Origin of the sequence: Archangium lansingense, from assembly GCF_026626635.1 — a bacterium.
GTDB classification, from domain to species: Bacteria; Myxococcota; Myxococcia; order Myxococcales; family Myxococcaceae; genus Archangium; species Archangium lansingense.
The window spans coordinates 12,794,592-12,811,664 of record NZ_JAPNKA010000001.1; the positions used below are offsets into that span (position 1 = coordinate 12,794,592).

Annotated in this window: 15 protein-coding genes; 7 read left to right on the forward strand and 8 right to left on the reverse strand. The window is 68.2% G+C overall.

The genetic code is table 11. The features are described from left to right. Positions 1-128: 128 nt before the first annotated feature. Positions 129-1,706 (forward strand): ATP-binding protein, encoded by a 1,578-nt coding sequence (locus tag OV287_RS51470; RefSeq protein WP_267541455.1) that lies wholly within the window; start codon positions 129-131, stop codon positions 1,704-1,706. Between the two features lie 20 nt (positions 1,707-1,726). Here the strand turns inward: OV287_RS51470 and OV287_RS51475 are convergent, their stop codons facing one another. Together OV287_RS51475 and OV287_RS51480 are read right to left on the reverse strand one after the other, a co-directional pair. Continuing rightward, a complete protein-coding gene (locus OV287_RS51475; protein WP_267541456.1) occupies positions 1,727-3,904 on the reverse strand; it encodes a carboxypeptidase-like regulatory domain-containing protein in 2,178 nt (725 codons plus the stop codon). 14 nt (positions 3,905-3,918) lie between these two features. Beyond that, on the reverse strand, positions 3,919-5,061 hold the full coding sequence (locus OV287_RS51480; RefSeq protein ID WP_267541457.1) for a hypothetical protein: 1,143 nt from the start codon (positions 5,059-5,061) through the stop codon (positions 3,919-3,921). A 74-nt stretch (positions 5,062-5,135) separates the two neighbouring features. Here OV287_RS51480 and OV287_RS51485 point away from each other — a divergent pair, with 74 nt between their 5' ends. Next, on the forward strand, positions 5,136-5,771 hold the full coding sequence (locus OV287_RS51485; protein WP_267541458.1) for a phytanoyl-CoA dioxygenase family protein: 636 nt from the start codon (positions 5,136-5,138) through the stop codon (positions 5,769-5,771). 34 nt (positions 5,772-5,805) lie between these two features. Here the strand turns inward: OV287_RS51485 and OV287_RS51490 are convergent, their stop codons facing one another. From OV287_RS51490 to OV287_RS51505, 4 genes are read right to left on the reverse strand one after another with little or no spacing between them, the layout of a single operon-like run. Then, entirely contained in the window at positions 5,806-6,984 is a 1,179-nt protein-coding gene (locus OV287_RS51490) for a hypothetical protein (protein WP_267541459.1), read from the reverse strand. A gap of 10 nt (positions 6,985-6,994) precedes the next feature. Then, complete coding sequence (locus OV287_RS51495; protein WP_267541460.1) at positions 6,995-8,221, reverse strand: S1 family peptidase; 1,227 nt, start codon at positions 8,219-8,221, stop codon at positions 6,995-6,997. After that, a complete protein-coding gene (locus OV287_RS51500; protein ID WP_267542584.1) occupies positions 8,202-8,900 on the reverse strand; it encodes a toxin-antitoxin system YwqK family antitoxin in 699 nt (232 codons plus the stop codon). Before OV287_RS51500 ends, OV287_RS51495 begins: the two co-directional genes overlap by 20 nt. Further along, positions 8,795-9,535 carry a hypothetical protein gene (locus OV287_RS51505; RefSeq protein ID WP_267541461.1) on the reverse strand — a complete coding sequence of 247 codons (741 nt, stop codon included), beginning with the start codon at positions 9,533-9,535 and terminating at the stop codon, positions 8,795-8,797. Before OV287_RS51505 ends, OV287_RS51500 begins: the two co-directional genes overlap by 106 nt. Positions 9,536-9,754: 219 nt before the next feature. On the opposite strand from OV287_RS51505, the gene OV287_RS51510 reads away from it, so the two are divergent. Both OV287_RS51510 and OV287_RS51515 read left to right on the forward strand, forming a co-directional pair. After that, complete coding sequence (locus tag OV287_RS51510; protein WP_267541462.1) at positions 9,755-10,363, forward strand: hypothetical protein; 609 nt, start codon at positions 9,755-9,757, stop codon at positions 10,361-10,363. After that, entirely contained in the window at positions 10,360-11,139 is a 780-nt protein-coding gene (locus tag OV287_RS51515; protein ID WP_267541463.1) for a hypothetical protein, read from the forward strand. Before OV287_RS51510 ends, OV287_RS51515 begins: the two co-directional genes overlap by 4 nt. Before the next feature lie 23 nt (positions 11,140-11,162). On the opposite strand, the gene agmC is transcribed toward OV287_RS51515, so the two are convergent. Next, positions 11,163-12,938, reverse strand: a complete 1,776-nt coding sequence (gene agmC / locus OV287_RS51520; RefSeq protein WP_267541464.1) for an adventurous gliding motility protein AgmC — start codon at positions 12,936-12,938, stop codon at positions 11,163-11,165. Between the two features lie 96 nt (positions 12,939-13,034). Continuing rightward, complete coding sequence (locus OV287_RS51525; protein WP_267541465.1) at positions 13,035-13,805, reverse strand: hypothetical protein; 771 nt, start codon at positions 13,803-13,805, stop codon at positions 13,035-13,037. Positions 13,806-13,860: 55 nt separating this feature from the next. Between OV287_RS51525 and OV287_RS51530 the strand changes: the two genes are divergently transcribed. The 3 genes from OV287_RS51530 (at position 13,861) to OV287_RS51540 (ending at position 16,902) form a co-directional block, all read left to right on the forward strand. Then, complete coding sequence (locus OV287_RS51530; RefSeq protein ID WP_267541466.1) at positions 13,861-14,541, forward strand: Fe2+-dependent dioxygenase; 681 nt, start codon at positions 13,861-13,863, stop codon at positions 14,539-14,541. 148 nt (positions 14,542-14,689) lie between these two features. After that, complete coding sequence (locus tag OV287_RS51535; RefSeq protein WP_267541467.1) at positions 14,690-15,544, forward strand: energy transducer TonB; 855 nt, start codon at positions 14,690-14,692, stop codon at positions 15,542-15,544. Between the two features lie 35 nt (positions 15,545-15,579). After that, positions 15,580-16,902, forward strand: coding sequence for a PepSY-associated TM helix domain-containing protein (locus tag OV287_RS51540; RefSeq protein WP_267541468.1), 1,323 nt, complete (start codon positions 15,580-15,582; stop codon positions 16,900-16,902). Positions 16,903-17,073 lie beyond the last annotated feature (171 nt).

Sequence of the window (17,073 nt, forward strand, 5' to 3'; positions counted from 1 at the left end):
CCGGTTTCATCCCCCCCCGGCAAGACCGGCCAGCACAGGGCTCGCCAAGCTTACAGGTTTCGCGTCACGGGAAGTAGGCCCTCCGAAATGCTCTTGCCCCAGGTCCACCAGTGGGTACAGGTTGTCTCATGCCGCGCCGCTTCAATACCGCCGGGCCCTGCCGGCCTGACTGGCACTACATGATTCCGGCTGAGCGCCGGCTCCCCGAGGCCCCTAGCCTGGTCAACCAGATGGGTTACTTCGTCGTCCACGCCCCGCGCCAGACAGGCAAGACGACGGCACTGCGAGCCCTTGCCGAGCGGCTCACTGCTTCAGGCCACTTCGCCGCGCTCCATGTCTCCTGCGAGACCGGCGAGGCCGCTGGCGACGACTTCGGTGAGGCGCAACGGGCCATCCTCTCGCAGCTCCGCCAGAACTCCGAGTTCTTCCTGCCCGCCGAGCTTCGCCCGCCCCCCTTCCCCGATGCTCCCGACAGCACGCTCCTGGGCACTGCCCTGACCGCCTGGGCCCGCGCCTGCCCCCGACCCCTGGTGCTCTTCTTCGATGAGATCGACGCCCTGCGCGGACAGAGTCTCATCAGCGTGCTGCGTCAGCTCCGCTCTGGTTTCCCCAACCGGCCCGACTTCTTTCCCGCCTCCGTCGTCCTGTGCGGCCTGCGCGACGTGCGGGATTACAAGGCCGCCAGCGGTGGCGACACCCAACGCCTTGGCACCGCCAGCCCCTTCAACGTCAAGCTGGAGTCGCTCCGGTTGGGCGACTTCGACCAGGACGAGCTCCGCGAGCTGTACCTCCAGCACACCGCGGAGACCGGCCAGCCCTTCACTGAGGAAGCCCTTGCCCGCGCCTTCGAGCTGACCCAGGGCCAGCCCTGGCTCGTCAATGCCCTGGCCCGGGAGATCATCGAGAAGATGGCCGTGCCCATGAGCGAGCCCATTACGGCCGAGCACGTGGAGACGGCGAAGGAGCGGCTGATCCTCGCCCGGGCCACGCATCTGGACTCGCTGGTATCCAAGCTCCACGAGCCACGCATCCGCAGGGTGCTCGAGCCCCTGCTCGCTGGCTCGCTCGGCACTCCGGATGACACGTACCAGGATGATCTGCTGTACGCCCGGGACCTGGGGCTGTGCGCGCCGAACAATCCGGTGCGGGTGGCCAACCCCATCTACCATGAGGTGATCGCCCGGGTCCTGGCCGGAGGTCCAGAGTCCCAGATCGTGGCCGAGCCGAAGAGCTTTGTGCTGCCCAACGGACGGCTCGACTTTGACCGGCTGCTGCGCGAGTTCACCGACTTCTGGCAGGAGCACGGCGAGGTGCTGACTGCGGGCGTCTCCTACCATGAGGTAGCGCCACAACTGGTGCTCATGGCCTTCCTCCAGCGCGTCATCAACGGTGGGGGATTCGTGGCGCGCGAGTACGGCGTAGGCCGTGGGAGGATTGATCTCCTGGTGCGCTGGCCCTACCAGGAGGGAGGCCAGCGGCACTGGCAGCGCCACGCCCTGGAGCTGAAGGTGTGGCGCGAGGGAGAAACAGACCCGTTGAGCAAGGGCCTGACCCAGCTCGACGCCTATCTGGAACGCCTGGGCTTGGACGAAGGCGTGCTTGTGATCTTCGACCGCCGAGAGAAGGCGGAGGCGGCCCGGTCGCGCACGGGCTTCGAGCAAGCCCAGACCTCCTCCGACCGTAAGGTGACTGTGCTCCGGGCGTAGAGAGCGAGGACAGCGTTCCCTCACTCCGCGTCGAAGACGAGCGCGCCCAGGTCCACGTCCACCTCCTCCTGGACGGCCACGGAGCGCTGCATGCGACGGGAGCCGGGCACTTTGACGCCTTTCGGGAGGCGCCACTCCAGCTCGAGCGTGCCCGAACAACGGATAGGTACGGAGAAGCGTCCCTCCTCGTCGTACGTCCCCCTACCAGACAGAGCGAAGGCAGTAATGGGGGAACCATCCTTCTGGACGAGCCGCCCGCGCACGAAAGCCTTGCGCACGAGGACGGCGCGCAGCTCCCGGTCCCCAGGCTTCACGAGAAGCGTGCTGCGTGCGGCTTCCCGCTCCGCACAAGAGGGCCCGTACCCGGGCCTCGTCACCACCAGCTCGAGCTGCCCACCCGAGACGCTCTGGAAGGTGAAGCGACCGTCGAGCCCCGTCTGTACTCCCGCCGGCCGACGCGAAGGTTCCCCGCCCAGGACAGAATGAACCTCGACCCAGGCTCCCTCGAGGGGCTTGCCCCGCGTATCCACGACGACACCGGAGAGCACCTGCCCCTGCTCGAAGCGAAGCTGGACGCGCGCCCCCTCCGAGCCCAGCTCCACCACCCGCGAGACGGTATGCGACACGTCGTCCTGAATGAGCGCAGCCATCACCCGGTAGCGTCCCTCGGTGGGAGCCTCGAGCGAGAAGTGCCCGCTCGTGTCCGTCAGCACGGCGTCGAACGGCTCTCCCCACCGGTAAGATTTTTCTCTCCCGAGGAGCACCGTGGCACCAGGGACAGGCACGCCCAGCTCATCCACCACCTCGCCCACCACGGTGGGCAAGGGTCCGCCCGTGTCCTCGGGCTCGGCTTCCTCCTCAATCTCGGAGTCCTCGAGCTGAAGGACGAAGTCCACGGTGCTCGTCCCCGCCGGAAAGACCGCCTCGTGGGACTTGGACGAACCAAGCCCGCCGAGGGAGACGTCGAGCCGCAGCGTTCCCGGCCGCACCGGCCCCAGGAGATACCGCCCCTCCGCGTCCGTCCACCCTCCCGACACGGAGAGGAAGTCCTCCCCCTCCTTCACCCTCAAGTCGACAACCGCCCTCTCGATGGGCCGCCCCGCCTCGTCACGCACGACCCCCGTCACCTCGACCATGGGCAACAGCTCCAACGTGAGCTCCGTACGATCCGCCAGGAAACGGGGCGGGCCGCCCTGTGTTTCGAAGTCCACGCGGGTGTTGGCCCATAGCCCGTCACGCGTGGCGATGAGCTCATAGCTCTCAAAGGGAGACAGCCCCTCGAAAGAGAAACGTCCCGCCGCATCCGTGAGGACCTCGAGCTCGGAGCCCTCCTCATGGGACCAGGTCTTCACGCTCGCCCCCGCCACCGGAGCACCCTCGAGCATCACCTGCCCGGACACCCGGCGCGGGCGGTACAAAAGGAACTTCCGCTCCACCTCTCGGGCATAGCCCGTGAACCGCAGGTGCGCGGAGAGCAGACCCTCCTTGGAGGCGAGCAACACGTACTCTCCCCGAGGCAGAGGGCCCAGGTGGAAGCGGCCCGTGACGTCGGTGACCGTCTCGAAGTAGCGGCTATGGGTGATGAAGACGGCGGTGATGAGCGCCCCTGCCACGGGAGCGCGGTCCTCATCGTTGACAAGACCCGACACCCGCACACCCTCGCCGAGCACCAGCTCCACCCCTTCGCTTCCAGCCGACACGTCGTGCAGCATGCCCGTGCCCTCGGAGCTCTCCGCCCAGAGCGCGTAGCGGCCCGCCTTCAGTCCCTCCAAAGAGAAGGAGCCATCCGCCTCGGAGGTGGCCCGAGCGAGTACGGGTGCCTCACCCTCGCGCCGCGCCACGAACCCAGCCAACCGGCCCGCTCGGGAACACTCGAGCACGGACTCTTCGACGTCCTGTCCGCAGGGCAGTTCCGAGAGGGACTCTCCCGCCACCACCGCCGAGGCGAGGACCCGAGCACCCGCCACCGGCCCTCGGGCGCCCGTCACGCGGCCGCGAATGCTCAGCGACATGTCCCCGGAGGCAGTGGGCACGGACTGAGACAAGGCCGGGAGATGCAGGCCCGTACCTACGCGGGAATCCCGGAAGGAGCCCTGGCCATCAGGAGAGGTCGCCTCCGGTGCACTCAGCAGGGCGAACCACAACACGAGGCCCAATACCCCCACCACGGCGCCCCACTTCCACCCGCGTCGGTTCATGACCACCCGCTCTTTCAGAGGACCCAGCGCAGGGCCGCCGCCGTGGCGGGGCCGACGCCGACCTCCTCCAGCGACGCGGGCAAACGCCCCTGGGCTTCTCCCAGTGGCACCTCGCCCACCATGACCTCGGCGGCGGGCTGGGGATAGAGAGGCTGACGGCCGGGCTCCACCAGCCCCTCGGGCATGCGCGCATGGCCCTGCTCATCATAGGCATCCGCGGCCCCCAGACAGTGGAAGAGCTCGTGCGCCACCGCCGTCAGCTCCAGGGCGAGCCCCGTGTCCTCCAGCACCCCGCGCACCAGGCCCACCGAGCCACCCGCCTCGGCCATACCTTCCACGAAGCGCCCGCCGCCCTCGCTCGCCGGTTCCAACAACACGTAGATGCGGGCATCCATCCGCTGCGAGGACAGCCCGGCGGCCTCATCCACGACGGACAGGGCGCGAGACAACGACCACGCATGGCGGGCCCGCGCCACCAGCGAGTCCTCGAGAGGTGACAGCTCCAACCCGGCCGCGGGCTGAGGACCGGCCAGGACAAAACGCACCGGGCGCCCCAGGTCGGCGCGGTAGCGGCCCGCCTCGCGCTCGAGCCACTCCTCCAACTGCCCCACGCCCTCGCGCCAGGCCTCGTGCACCTCGGGCTTCACCTCGCCACGAGCGAGCAGCACCACCGCCACATTCAAGGGCCGCTCCCACGTCAGACGTCTCTCGCGGATGTTCTGACGCGAAGTGCCCCAGTACACGATGAACACCAGAACCGTGAGCAGCACGGACACGCGCAACCACTTCGCCCGGGTGCGACGGGAGCGCCGGGCGGCGCACCGAGTGCAGAGCGGCTGGCCCTCGGGGCCCTTGCACAGCACGCACACCAGCTCGCGGCAGTCCTCGCACGGCGAATCCGAGGCCAGGCTGGGATGGGCGGCGCATAGGGAGCCCCCGAGCCCGGCCACCGCCACCGGCTCGCAGACCACTCCGTGCTGCTGGAGAGAAGCCACCAGCCGCCGTGCTTCGGACTCCTCCAGGTTCCTGGGCAGGACGCGAGACTCACTCAGGAGCTGGCGAGCCGCCTCCAGGGAAACCTGGAGCGCCCGCGCCACGACCAGTGCAGCCCCTGAAGAGCTGGAGGCCGCCACCTGGACTCGAAAGAGATTCGCCACGAGCGCTACTCTACCGCCGCCGGCCCGCTCCCGGGCTTGACCCTCACGTGGCGTGAGGGTGCATCCTGCGTGGCATGGACTCCTTCTCCCCCACGGAACGGCAGCAGCTCGAGCTCCAGGGCTGGCTGGTGCTTCCAGGCGTGCTCTCGGCGGCGGAGCTCGCGACGATGCACGCGGCCTGGGAGCGACTCGCCGCCGCCTTGCCGAACGAGGGCGCGAGCACCAACTGGGGACCCGACCTCGACACGGAGCCCACCTTCGCGGTCTGCCGGACCCATCCCAGCGTCCTCGCCGCGCTGGGCGTGCTGCTCGACAACGACGTCCACGTGCGCCGGTTGCACGGCCGCTCGCCTCCCCGTGGTCACGGGCGCCAGGGACTCCATGTCGACTGGAGCAGCCCGGCACCTCCTGGTCGACAGATCCTCGCCAATGCGTTCTGGGTGCTCGACGACTTGACGCGGGACAATGGAGCCACGCGCATCGTGCCCGGCAGTCACCGGTGGGCCCGAGTCCCGCGCGGCCATTACGCCCAACCCCAGGGAGTTCACCCCGAGGAGCGCGTGCTCGAGGCCCATGCGGGAGACGTCATCGTCTTCAGTTCCCACCTCTGGCATGCCGGCTCGTGCAACGACTCGGGCCGCCGCCGCCGGGTCGTCCTCGCGCAGTTCGGCCGCCGCGAGCTCGCGTCCGTGCACGAAGAGTATCGCTGAGCGGGAGCCGGGCTCGCCCCTGGCGCTCGCGTCTTCAGTCAGCGTCCGCCGGCAGAAACGGAGGCGGAGCGTCCTCCCAGATGGGCAACCACTCCGCACCGAGCGCGCTGTCGAAGAAGAGGAGCCAGGTCCTCCGAGGCACCTTGCCGCGCTGGAGCACGTCCCGCATGACGGACATGGCCCGCTCCACGTTCATCAAGGCAAGGTCCACATACGAGTAGCGAACCCCCGTCCCGCCACCGATGACGCAGCCGAGGCCCGCCGGGACGAGCGCCTCGTTCAAGGCGTCCTCCACCTCGGCGCGATCCTTGAAGCCGCCTTCTCCGAGTCCTTCAGAGCCGTCCAGCTTCAGATAGCAGAACGTCTCGCCATGACGGGAGAAGCGGCGGGAGGAGAAGGGACGCACGGAGTGCGCACTGGCCCAAAGCGCTGGGGCCATGGTGTTGGCGACGAACAGGTCGAGCCTGCCCGGGTAGTCCTCGTGCTGGGTGGGTTTGAGCTCGTACAGCGTCCAACTGGCCTCGTCGAGCTGGGTGTGAAAGGGGCTGGAGGGGAGTTTCTCGTCGAGCGCGAGTATCCGCGCCCGCACCTCCGAGGCGAGCGCCTCGAGCGGTACGCCATCGCCACGCGACTCCACGCTGATGGCGCCAATGCGAGTGTTGAGCAACTCCTCGCCGAGAAGTGCCTCGGTCGCGACGATGAGGGCTCCGTTCAGCGCCTCGTCCCGCTGGCGGAAGGGGTTGAGCCGCGAGAGAAGGGAGCGCGGGGTGTAGGTGATATCGACGGTGCCATCCTCGTTGGCGGCCGCCCGCGCCTGGTACCCGGAGACGTCCACGCCCGTGCGCGCCTGGACCACCTGCAGCGCCATGGACGCGGCCTCGGGAAGCCGCCAGGGGTAGAACTCCCAGCCGGGCAGGACGGGCGCGCGGGCAAGGATGACCTCCACGAGCGGACAGAGGTAATGCGAGCTCTCGGGAGTGATGATAAGCCGGTGCCCGCCCTTCAGCCCCGCCCCGTACTCCCACATGAGCCCAGGGTGGATGGACTCCAGGTGCTCGCGCATCCAGGCGGGCAGGTCCCACTGCTCTTGGTTGAGGAAGAGAGCGTTCAGGCGCGGCGTCTGAGCAGCGAACGCCTGCCACCATGCGTCGATGCGGGCAAGGAGCTGCTCGCGCGCCGCTGCTTCTTTCGGGTCGGGAAACTTCCAGCGCATGACCGCCCCTCTAGCACCCGTCTTGTCCGTAAGCCCATGGACAAGACCCGAGTCCGGAGGCCTGGCGTCGGAGTGAGCTGCCTCGACGGCCGCGCAGAGAAGCCGCCAGCGCAAGCAGCGCAGCAGAGATGCCCCCCGCGCTACCGCTGCTACTCGAGGCCGCACAGCCGCCCCCGCGCTCCTCGGGCTCAGGCGCGGGCTCGGCACAAGGCAACCACAGCCGACACGCCATGCCCGCCTTCACGCACAGCCGGTCTCCTTCGGGCCCGGTGCAGTCCGCGCCGAAGCGGCCGGCCTCGAGGCCCGCAACCGCACAGCTCTTCTCCCCTCCACCCTGGGTGACACAAGCCATCCCAAGTGGGCAGTCGTCGTGGCTCTCGCACCGAGCCGTGCACGCATCCACCGCTGAGTCAAACAGTGGCCGCGAGGGCGGCGTCCGCGCGACCTCGTCGAGAATCTCCTGAACGAAGGCCGCATGCGCATCCACGCGCGTGTTGGTGCCTCGCGTGCAGGAGGGATCTCCGTACGAGGTGACGCCGATGATGCGCTCAGCACCACTCACCTCGAGAAACAACGGACCGCCGCTGTCACCGCCGCACGACATCCCAGGCGAGGCCTCGATGGAGAAGGTCCCCGCCTCGACCGCTGTCACCCGAGCAGAGCCGCTGCGCCGGCTGCCGCTCCTGCCCTCGTCATCGAGGCCGAAGCCCACCACTCGAGTGCTCTGCCCCACCACGTCCGCCGGCAGTGCCCACCCGGCCAGCGACACCGGCGCAACGGGCGCATCCTCGGCGAGGATCAGCACCCCGATGTCGTTCTCCACGGCGTTGAAGGCGGGGTGCAACCGACCCTCGACGACACGCACGCGCTCGGAGGAGAGCGCTCGCGCCGCCTCGGGAGCAAACACCACCGAGAGCACCTGCGAGACGTCCGGGCTCTCCACACAATGCGCCGCGGTCAGGACGACCCGGGGCGCAACCAGCGTGCCCGTGCACATGACAGGAGAGGCCTCGTCCGGCTCACCGCAGAGGGGCGACACCGGAACAATCGCACCTACGGCTGGGTAACCGGGCTCGAGCACGCCACCCGTCACTGCTTGCCGCTGCACAGCGGGTGAGCGTGCGGGCGCGGGAGGCACACCACACGCCCCCGTCACCACCAGGAGCAGCACGAAGGCGGGCCCCAGCGGGTGCTGGAGCCTCCACACCTTCTGGGACTCAATCGCGCGAGAAGTCACCCTGCGCCTCGACCGACGACTTGCCGTCGAGGTCCCAGTACTTCCACTCCCCGGCCTTCTCACCATTCGCGTAGTGACCCTGCGCGGCCAGCGCTCCGTTCGGGTGCCATTCCGAGTAGGGGCCCTGCGACTGTTGCGAGACCAGCGTCCCCTCGGCCCACTTCTGCCCGTCGGAGCGCCACGCGGTCCACTTCACCTCTTGCGAGCCGGCGGAGTGGAGCTCCTCGCGGTTCTTCTGCCCCTCTTCGTAATAGAGGGTCCACACGCCCTGCTTGAGGCCACCGCGATACTCGCCCTCGAGCTGCTTCACGCCGGTGTCGAAGTAGCTCACCCAACGGCCTTCCATCTTGCCGTCGACGTAGGGCCCCTCGGTCTTGATCTTCCCGTTGGAGTGCCACTCCACCCAGCGGCCGTGCTTCTTGCCGTCGGGCTTCGCGCACCATTGCAGGGTCCCCTCCGGGGGCGCACGGCCATGCAGCCGTGCACCCTCGGGACAGGGGTCGGAGGCCTTGCTGCATCCGAGGGCCAGGCCCGCGGAGACAGCCAGCGCGACGAGGCGCTGACGAGAGGAGGCTAGTAGCAGGTGCCGACTCCGCTGCAGCTGCAGTTGTTGCTCGCGAACGTGTAGTCGTCGGAAGCGGCCGAGAAGCTCCCGAGGCCGTAGTCGTGCTTGGCGCAGTCCTGGGTGTACGCCGTGGTGCCCACGCAGGCGGGGGTGCTGGTGATGCCGCAACCCTGGCCGCAGCGGCCCTTGCAGCCCTGGCCCGAGCCGCCAGTGCAGCCGCAACCCCTACCGGCCTGGCGGGTGTAGCCGCCGATGTTCTGACTGCCGCAGGTGCAGGAGATGTGCGTCCAGCCGCGCGCCGAGACGTACTGATACGGAGAGAGGAGCTCGCCCACCGGAACGATCTGCATGAAGCTCGTCTGGCGCATGGCGGCGTCCTCGGTGCGGGTGCGCTGACCCTCTTCCGCCACGGCGTTCGAGATGCCCTCGAGCAGGGGGGTGACGAGCTGGGCCTGCGCCGCATCGAGAGGGCTGCCCTCGGGCATGAACTTACCGACGCCCTGGTTGTAGTCGATGTGGAAGCCGATGACCGGGTCCCCGAAGTCGTAGGTGACCTCGACGACGTTGGCGGAGGTCTCGACCGCCAGCATGCGAACAGACGCACCGCCCGAGCGATAGGTGGCCTCGAGCGTGGTCGCGTCGCGTTTGAGCAGCGCGAAGCCCTCCGCCTCATCAGCCAGTTGCGTAGGTCCGTCCGAACAGCCCATCGCCATCACCATCGTGATGGCAGCCACGAAGAGCTTCTTCATCTCAGTCTCGATTCCGCGAGTTGGCGCAGGGGAAGGGAGAAGGGATGGTAGGAAATGAATCTCCCGCATGTCCACAAAAAATTGGAAATCGAGAAATCCTGCATCCAACCAGCAGCAGGGGACGGTTTGAAGCGTTGCGTCAGAGCGGTAGAACGCACTCGGGGGTCGTGGTACGGCGCCACGCCACAAATGGAACCGGCTTCAACTCCACAACGGCTCATGGCCGCGAGCCTTGGACTCCTGCTCGTCTCCTGTAGCGCGGTCCGCTACCCGGCACCAACCGGCCCCACAGGAGCAGAGGACCTCTCCCGCTACGTGCTCGTCATCGAAGAGACGCCAGACGGACAGGTGAAGCACTCGTGGAAGCCCAGCAGCGGCTTCGACTTGTCGAAATATCCCTACCAACCAGGCAGCAACATCACCGGAGGGCAGGTCGTCCATGCCGCCTGGACGCGCGACTGTGACGAAGAGTTCAAGCAGTGTCAGGAGATGTGCTTGGGCTCACTCAGGGGCACCAACTGGAAGCACGCGACCAAGTACTCAAAGGACGAAATATGCCGCACCAGGTGCTATCCCGCCTACCGGGACTGCTGCGATCTTCGTGACCGGGTCGCAGCCGAAGCCGCCGAGTTCACAGCGATTGACGGGGCTGTGGATTGGTTGAAGCAAAATCGTGAGAAGCTCCTGGTGGGAACTGTCATCGTCATCGCTGGGGTGACGTTCGTCGTTGTTGTCACGGGAAGCGGGGGGCTGCTCCTCGCACCGGCCCTGCTCTTCGCGTCAAGCGATGTCCCCTCCACTCCCCAGTTCGCGGTGTCGCAACCATGAAGGTTCAAACCATTCTCCAGCACCCTCAAGAGGTGATTGGGAAACGATGGAGGGAAGATCAGTCGCCCGAGCAGGCCCGGATTCTCGGCCTCGCGAGAGACGCGCTCCGCTTCATTCTCGCCACCGGCCAACACTACCCCTTCGAGGACTTCCGCAAGGGCCTTCAACCCGCCCCCCCTGTCAAATATCGAGAGGACTTCCCGGCGCTCACGGAGCGTCTGGGCAAGACGGTGGAGTTCTTCACGAATCTCCTCGATGAACCCGACTCAGCTGGAGAGGAAGAATTGATCCAGGTCATCCTCGATACGCTCCGGTTCATCTCAGCGACCGGCCAGTACGAGGGTTTCAGCCAGTATCTGGAGCATCTCGAAGCTGGCGCACCACCCTATATCGTGGCTGCCTTCAACACGAAGCAGGAGGCGCAATCCTGGCTCGACCAGCACCCCGCTCCACCGTGTTTCGCCAGCATCCTGATCGGGAATGACTATCACGCCGTGATGTATGATCGCGAAACGAACTTTCGCCGGCTGCCAAAAGCAAACAGCAGCATCAGCTGCTACCTCGTCGACCTCGAGGAAGAAGGCCCCCCCGTCGCCACTGCCTCTTTCGCCACTCACGAGGAGGCGGAAGCCTGGCTGAGGGCACAACCCAACCCCGCGAGACATGCGTGGGTGACGATTGGCTCCGAGCTCTACCTGGCTGCGTACCATCCCAAATTCAACCACCGCGCCCTCTACCCTCTATCCATGGCCGACGGGTATCGGGACGACGCGTAGTCGTCCAAAGGGCATCGCCCCGCTCAGCCCCTCTCCGTTCCCCTCCGTGCACCACGCAGCACCAGCGCGAGCACGGCGAGCCCGAGCCCCCACGCGCCGCTCCCTGGGGATGAGCCACAACCACACCCCACCAGCAGCACGAGGGCCCCGCCCACCGTGAACCCAAGTGGCTCCGATGAGGCGCTCCTCAAACCAAACTGCTCGGCCCAGGCGGACGCCTCATGGGGCCCATCCCCGAGCGCTGTAGGCGGCACCAGCGCAAAGGTACCGGACTCATCCGCCACCACGGGCTCCCCCAGCGGCTCGCCATCCAGAAACACCTGCACGGTGGCCCCGGGCGCCGTCCTGCCCTCGATGCGAGGCATTGCAGCAACGTGCTCCTCCCCGGCGCCAGGAGACACCCAGGTGGGCACGGTGGGCGCGGCGAAGGCCAGGGCGAGGACGTCCAATCGACCCTCGTAGAGAGGAGCTCCCGCCGCCACCGGCTCGGCGCCCCGAGCACCAGCGAACGAGTAACCCGAGAGCCCCGCACTCACAGAGGCCGTACACTCCGAGGGCACGCCCCCCACTGCCTGGATGAACAGCAGCCCGCCTCCGCCGCCTCCACCCGGAGAGACATCACTGTCCGCGCCCACCCCACCGTTGGCTGAGAGCACCGTGCAGCCGAACTGCTCCGCGACGCGCACGTGCACCGTGCCGCCCGCGCCTCCTCCGCCGCCTCCTCCGTGAATGGAACTGGCCGAGGCAGCGCCCAAGCCATTCGCGGTGATGATGCCGCGGGGACGGGGGCTCTGGATTTCACGGGCGCGCACGAAGAGGATGCCGCCGCCCGCGCCTCCATCCGTGCCTTCGATGCCCGCGCCACCACCGCCACCGAGCAACAGCCGCTCCTGCGTCCGCTCGTAGCTCAGCGCCGAGCCGCCACGGCCCCCCACGTCGCGCTCCATCACCTCCTGCGAGGACCGGGCGCCTTGCCCCCCCTGGCCGACATGGCCGCCGCCCCCACCGCCCGCGTCGTGGCAGTTGCCCCCTCCTCCTCCATTGGAGAGCCGGCCATACCCGTGCCGAGGCATTCCCTCGCGCCGGCCGGCGAGTCCCTCTCCCTTGCGCGCGCCTCCTCCATTTGAAGCCGACCCATCCTGCGCCATGCAGTCGTAGAGCGCCGCGGCCTCGCCCACCTCGGCCGCACCGCCCCGGAAGCCCGCGCCCTCCACCTCCATCGTGCCTTGGTTGAAGACAGTGCCAGTGGCCAGGAACGCCAGCACGCCACCGCTGCGCCCGTCCCAGGGCCGGGTCCGCAACGAGCCCGAGCTCAAAACGCGCACGTCCGTGTACTCGGGCACGCGCACCACCTGGGAGACAGCGGCATAGCGATTCACCAGCGGCGCACTCAGGCTCAGCACCCCAGGCACCACCTCCGTCAGGCGCGCCAACTCCCACCGGCCTGCCCCTGAATCTCTCGCATCGAGCTCATCCACCGCCGCGCGGAACGCATCGAGTGGCTGCTCGTCCCCCACCTGCAGCACCAGCACCAGCTCACCCGCGGCGAAGGCCGAGGCGTCCGCCACGGGCAGCTCGGTGGCCCCCTCCGGAACTTCAGCGGTGAGCGCCGTGGAGTCATTGATGATGACCCCCGAGTCCTTCACCTGCAGGCTGCCATGCTGCCCATTGCCCAGACCGAAGGTATCCGCCTCCGCGCGCACCGCCGCCGGCATCAACCCGAGCACCAGGGCCACCAGCCCGATCGAAAACCCCCGCACGAGGCCGGGGACGAAGCGACGCGAGACAGAGGGCGGCACGGTACACCTCCGGTGTCCACCTCTCGTCATATGAGAAAACAGGGGAGAACGGCAACTCCCGAAGCCCCTGTGTTCTCCGGCCTGCGACAAACTGGCTCAGAAGCGGCCCTGCGCGAGCGAGAACACGGGCACCACGCGGCCGGGCCGCGAGACATCCGGGGTGAGCACGGGAAGCGGAGCGCCCACCGAGACGCGTGAGCCATCGACGTTGAGCAGCGCGGGCGTGGGAGCCATGGCCCGATAGGAGCCGTGGCGCTCCTTGGTGAGGTTGACGACGACCGTCTGTACCAGGGCCACGAGCAACCAGCTCCCCACGTGGGTGGGCCAGAGGATGAGCTCGAGGCCGCCGTAGCGCGAGGGCAGGCTGTACTGGAAGGCCCAGTAGGCGGCGTAGGTGGCGACCCCGGAGAACCACGTCCACATGAAGCTGTGGGAGTAGCCCAGGTCGGTGCTGGCGATGAGCCAGACGGGAAGGGTGCTGAGGAGCGGGAGAACGGCGCCGTTGAGGAGAATCATCGCGTGGGTGCCCGCGTCCAGGACGAAGCCGGTGCCCTCGCCCCCGGTGAAGGCGGAGGTCAAGACGGTGGCGCCAAAGAGGGAGATCACCTCCACGGCCCACATGCCGGAACCGACGAGGAGTTGAGAGCCAAAGCCAGTGAAGAGCTCACCGAAGGCGCGCAGGAAGGAGAAAGGAGAGGAGCGCGCGGGCCTGCCGGGCTCGTGCTCGTGCGAGAGGAGCCCATAGCTGGGAGGCGCGGCGAGGGACGGAGCGAGCAGACTCAACGCACGAGGCGGCTCCGCATCGAGCCGGGGCGCATCCGCCGGGGAGAACTGGAGGACGGAGAGGACGAGCAGGGTCGCGAGCATGGACAGGAGTATGCCCCGCTGGGAACGCCACCAGCTTCTGGTTAGGGTTTCCAGCATGATGCTTCACATTCCCAACGTCCTCACCGCCGAGCAGGTGGCCCGCTGCCGCGAGGTCTTCGACCAGGCCTCCTGGGAGGATGGCCGCAGCACCGCCGGGCACCAGTCCGCCCAGGCCAAGAAGAACCTCCAGCTCCCGGAGAACAGCCCCCAGGCCCGCGAGCTCGGCGACATGGTCCTGCGGGGACTCGAGGGCAGCCCGCTCTTCATCTCGGCCGTGCTGCCCCAGCGCGTCTTCCCGCCCCTCTTCAACCGCTACGACGCGGGCATGACCTTCGGTTCGCACGTGGACAACGCCATCCGCCCCATCACCGGCACGCCGATGCGCCTGCGCACCGACGTCTCCGCCACCCTCTTCCTCTCTGCTCCGGACTCCTATGACGGCGGCGAGCTCGTCGTGGAGGACACCTATGGCAGCCACTCGGTGAAGCTGCCCGCCGGAGATCTCATCATCTACCCGGCCTCCAGCCTCCACCACGTCACCCCGATCACCCGCGGCGTCCGGCTCGCTTCCTTCTTCTGGGTGCAGAGCATGATCCGCGACGTCTCGCAGCGCTCGCTGCTCTTCGACCTCGACATGGCGATCATGCAGCTCAACAAGGAGGTGCCCAAGAGCCCCTCCCTCATCATGCTGACGGGCGTCTACCACAACCTCCTCAGGCAATGGGCCGAGCCCTGAGAGCACGCCCTCCCGTCGCCTAACTCTCGAAAATCACGAGCCTCGCGTTCACCGCAGGCCACTTTCCCAGGCCCTGGGAAACTCTCAGCCCCCCTCACATTGACGTTACAACCAACGTGGGATATCTCTGCCCAGGGTGCAACTGAGAATGATTCTCAATTTCTACATCGGGTTGCGAGACGTGACCCCCGCAACCCGGCAGGATGCACGGCCCTCCGTGGGCCTCTTCCGCATGGGCGAGGCCACCTCAAGTGGAGGCGACAAGGAGCGGTGGGGCTGGGCCCTGCTGATCGCCGCACTCGTCCACGCCGGGGCGCTGACCGTGGGGCTGATGATGCCGCAGAGCACCCCACTGCCCGCCACGCCCCCCTCGGAGCCGGAGGTGGTGTTCTTCTCCTTCCCGCCTCCGCCCCCCGCCGCTTCCGGTGCGACGACTCCCCGTGCGGCAGTGCCCGAGCAGGTGAAGCGCCAGGCGAGGACCCGTCCCCCGCGCACCCTCCAGATGCCGCTGCCGACGAAGGCGCCCGAGCTGCCCCAGGAGACGCCAGTCGAGACGGCCAACCCCGAGACGGTGCAGGACACCCCGCCGCCCGAGGAGGTGGCCTCCGACGTGGCGGGCCCCCCGGAAGTGGGGGGAGTCGTCGCGGGAATCGTGGGCGGCGTGCTCGGCGGTCGAGAGGGCGGGCTGCTGGGCGCCACGGGCGGCGAGGCGCTCGAGCTGAAGCAGGTGGCGCGCGCTCCGGAAGTCCTCGAGCAGCTCAAGCCGCGTTATCCCCGGCGGGCCAAGATCGATGGCATCGAGGGGCTCGTCCTGGTGCGCATCATCATCGGTACAGATGGGCGCGTGGAGCCTGAGAGCGCGCGCATCATCCGCTCGGTCCCCGAGCTCGACGCCGCGGCCATCTCCGCCGTCAGTCAGTGGCGCTTTTCGCCGGCACTCGGACGCCAGGGGCGGCCGGTGCGCGTCATCGTCGAGATTCCTGTCCAATTCTCCCTGAAGTGAAGCGCGGAGAGGGGCTCCGCACCTAGAGGCACCCGATGAGCATCACGTTGCGCAAGATCATCTTCTGGCCCCATCTGGTGTCCGGAATCATCGCTGGAATCGTCATCGGGATCATGTCCCTCACGGGGGTGGCGATCGCCTTCGAGCCGCAGATTCTCGCCTGGGCCGACAGCGACGCCCGGCGGGTGCAGGTGCCCTCCCCGGATGCGCCGCGCCTCACCGTCGACGAGCTGGTGGCCCGCGTGCGCGCCGAGCGGCCGAAGGCACAGCCCTCGGGAGTGACGGTGTACCCCGAGCCGGACTCGGTCGTGCTGGTGCTCACTGGCCGCTCCGAGGGCGTCTATGTGAATCCCTACACGGGCGAGGTGCGCGAGCAGGGTGCTCAGGGCTGGCGCTCGTTCTTCCACGTCATGGAGGAGTGGCACCGGTGGCTCGGCGCGCACGGTGACAACCGCCCCGTGGGCAAGGCCATCACCGGGGTCTCCAACGCCGCCTTCCTGTTCCTCGCCATCTCCGGCCTGTACCTGTGGTGGCCGCGCAAGTGGACGCTCCGGGCGATGCGGCCCACCCTCTGGTTCCGGCGCGGGCTGAAGGGCAAGGCGCGGGACTTCAACTGGCACAACACCATCGGCTTCTGGTCCCTGCCCGTGCTCATCGTCCTGACGACGTCGGGCATGGTCATCTCCTACAAGTGGGCCTCGGACCTCGTCTTCAAGCTCACAGGCAACCAGCCCCCCGCCGCCCAGGGCCCGGCTGCTGCTCCCCCGGTCAAGGTCCCCACCCCGCCGGAAGGCGCGAAGCCTATTGGCCTCGAGCCGCTCTTCGCTGAGGCCCGCAAGCAGGTGCCCGCCTGGGAAACCATCACCGTGCGCCTGGGCGGTGGCTCGCGCCCGAATGCACCCCAGGGACAGCAGGCGCAGGGCCCACAGGCGCAGGCTCCAGGTCCGCAGGCGCAGGGCCCGCAGGGGCCTCGGCCTGGCAACGGCCCCGGCGCGAACGAGCCGCGAGGTGGCGGCCCGCAGGCCCTCACCTTCGCCATCCGCGAGCAGGGCGGCTGGCCGCTCTTCGCCTCCGCGCAGGTGTCGTTCGATCCCTTCACTGGCAACGTGCTCCGCACCGAGACCTTCGCGGACTACAACCTCGGCCGGAAGGTCCGCACGTGGATGCGCTTCCTGCACACGGGCGAGGCTCTCGGGTGGATGGGCCAGCTGCTCGCCGCCATCGCTTCGCTGGGCGGAGTGGTGCTCGTGTGGACTGGCTTCGCCCTGTCCTGGAGGCGCTTCTTCCCGCGCCGCCGCCCCGCCAACGCTCCCGCTGAACCCGAGGCAGCGCCGGCCGAGCCCGAGACAGCGCTCTAGCAACACCGCTCCAATCAATTGCTTGCAACGCGCGGCGCCACGCTCCCCGCACGTGCAAAGCCATACGAACATTGTTGACCTTCGGCAAAACCATGAACATGAGGATGTTTCTCGATTTCAGGTCAGAGCCGAGCTGAACCCCCGCCGGTCGGGCCACCACGCAACTCCAGA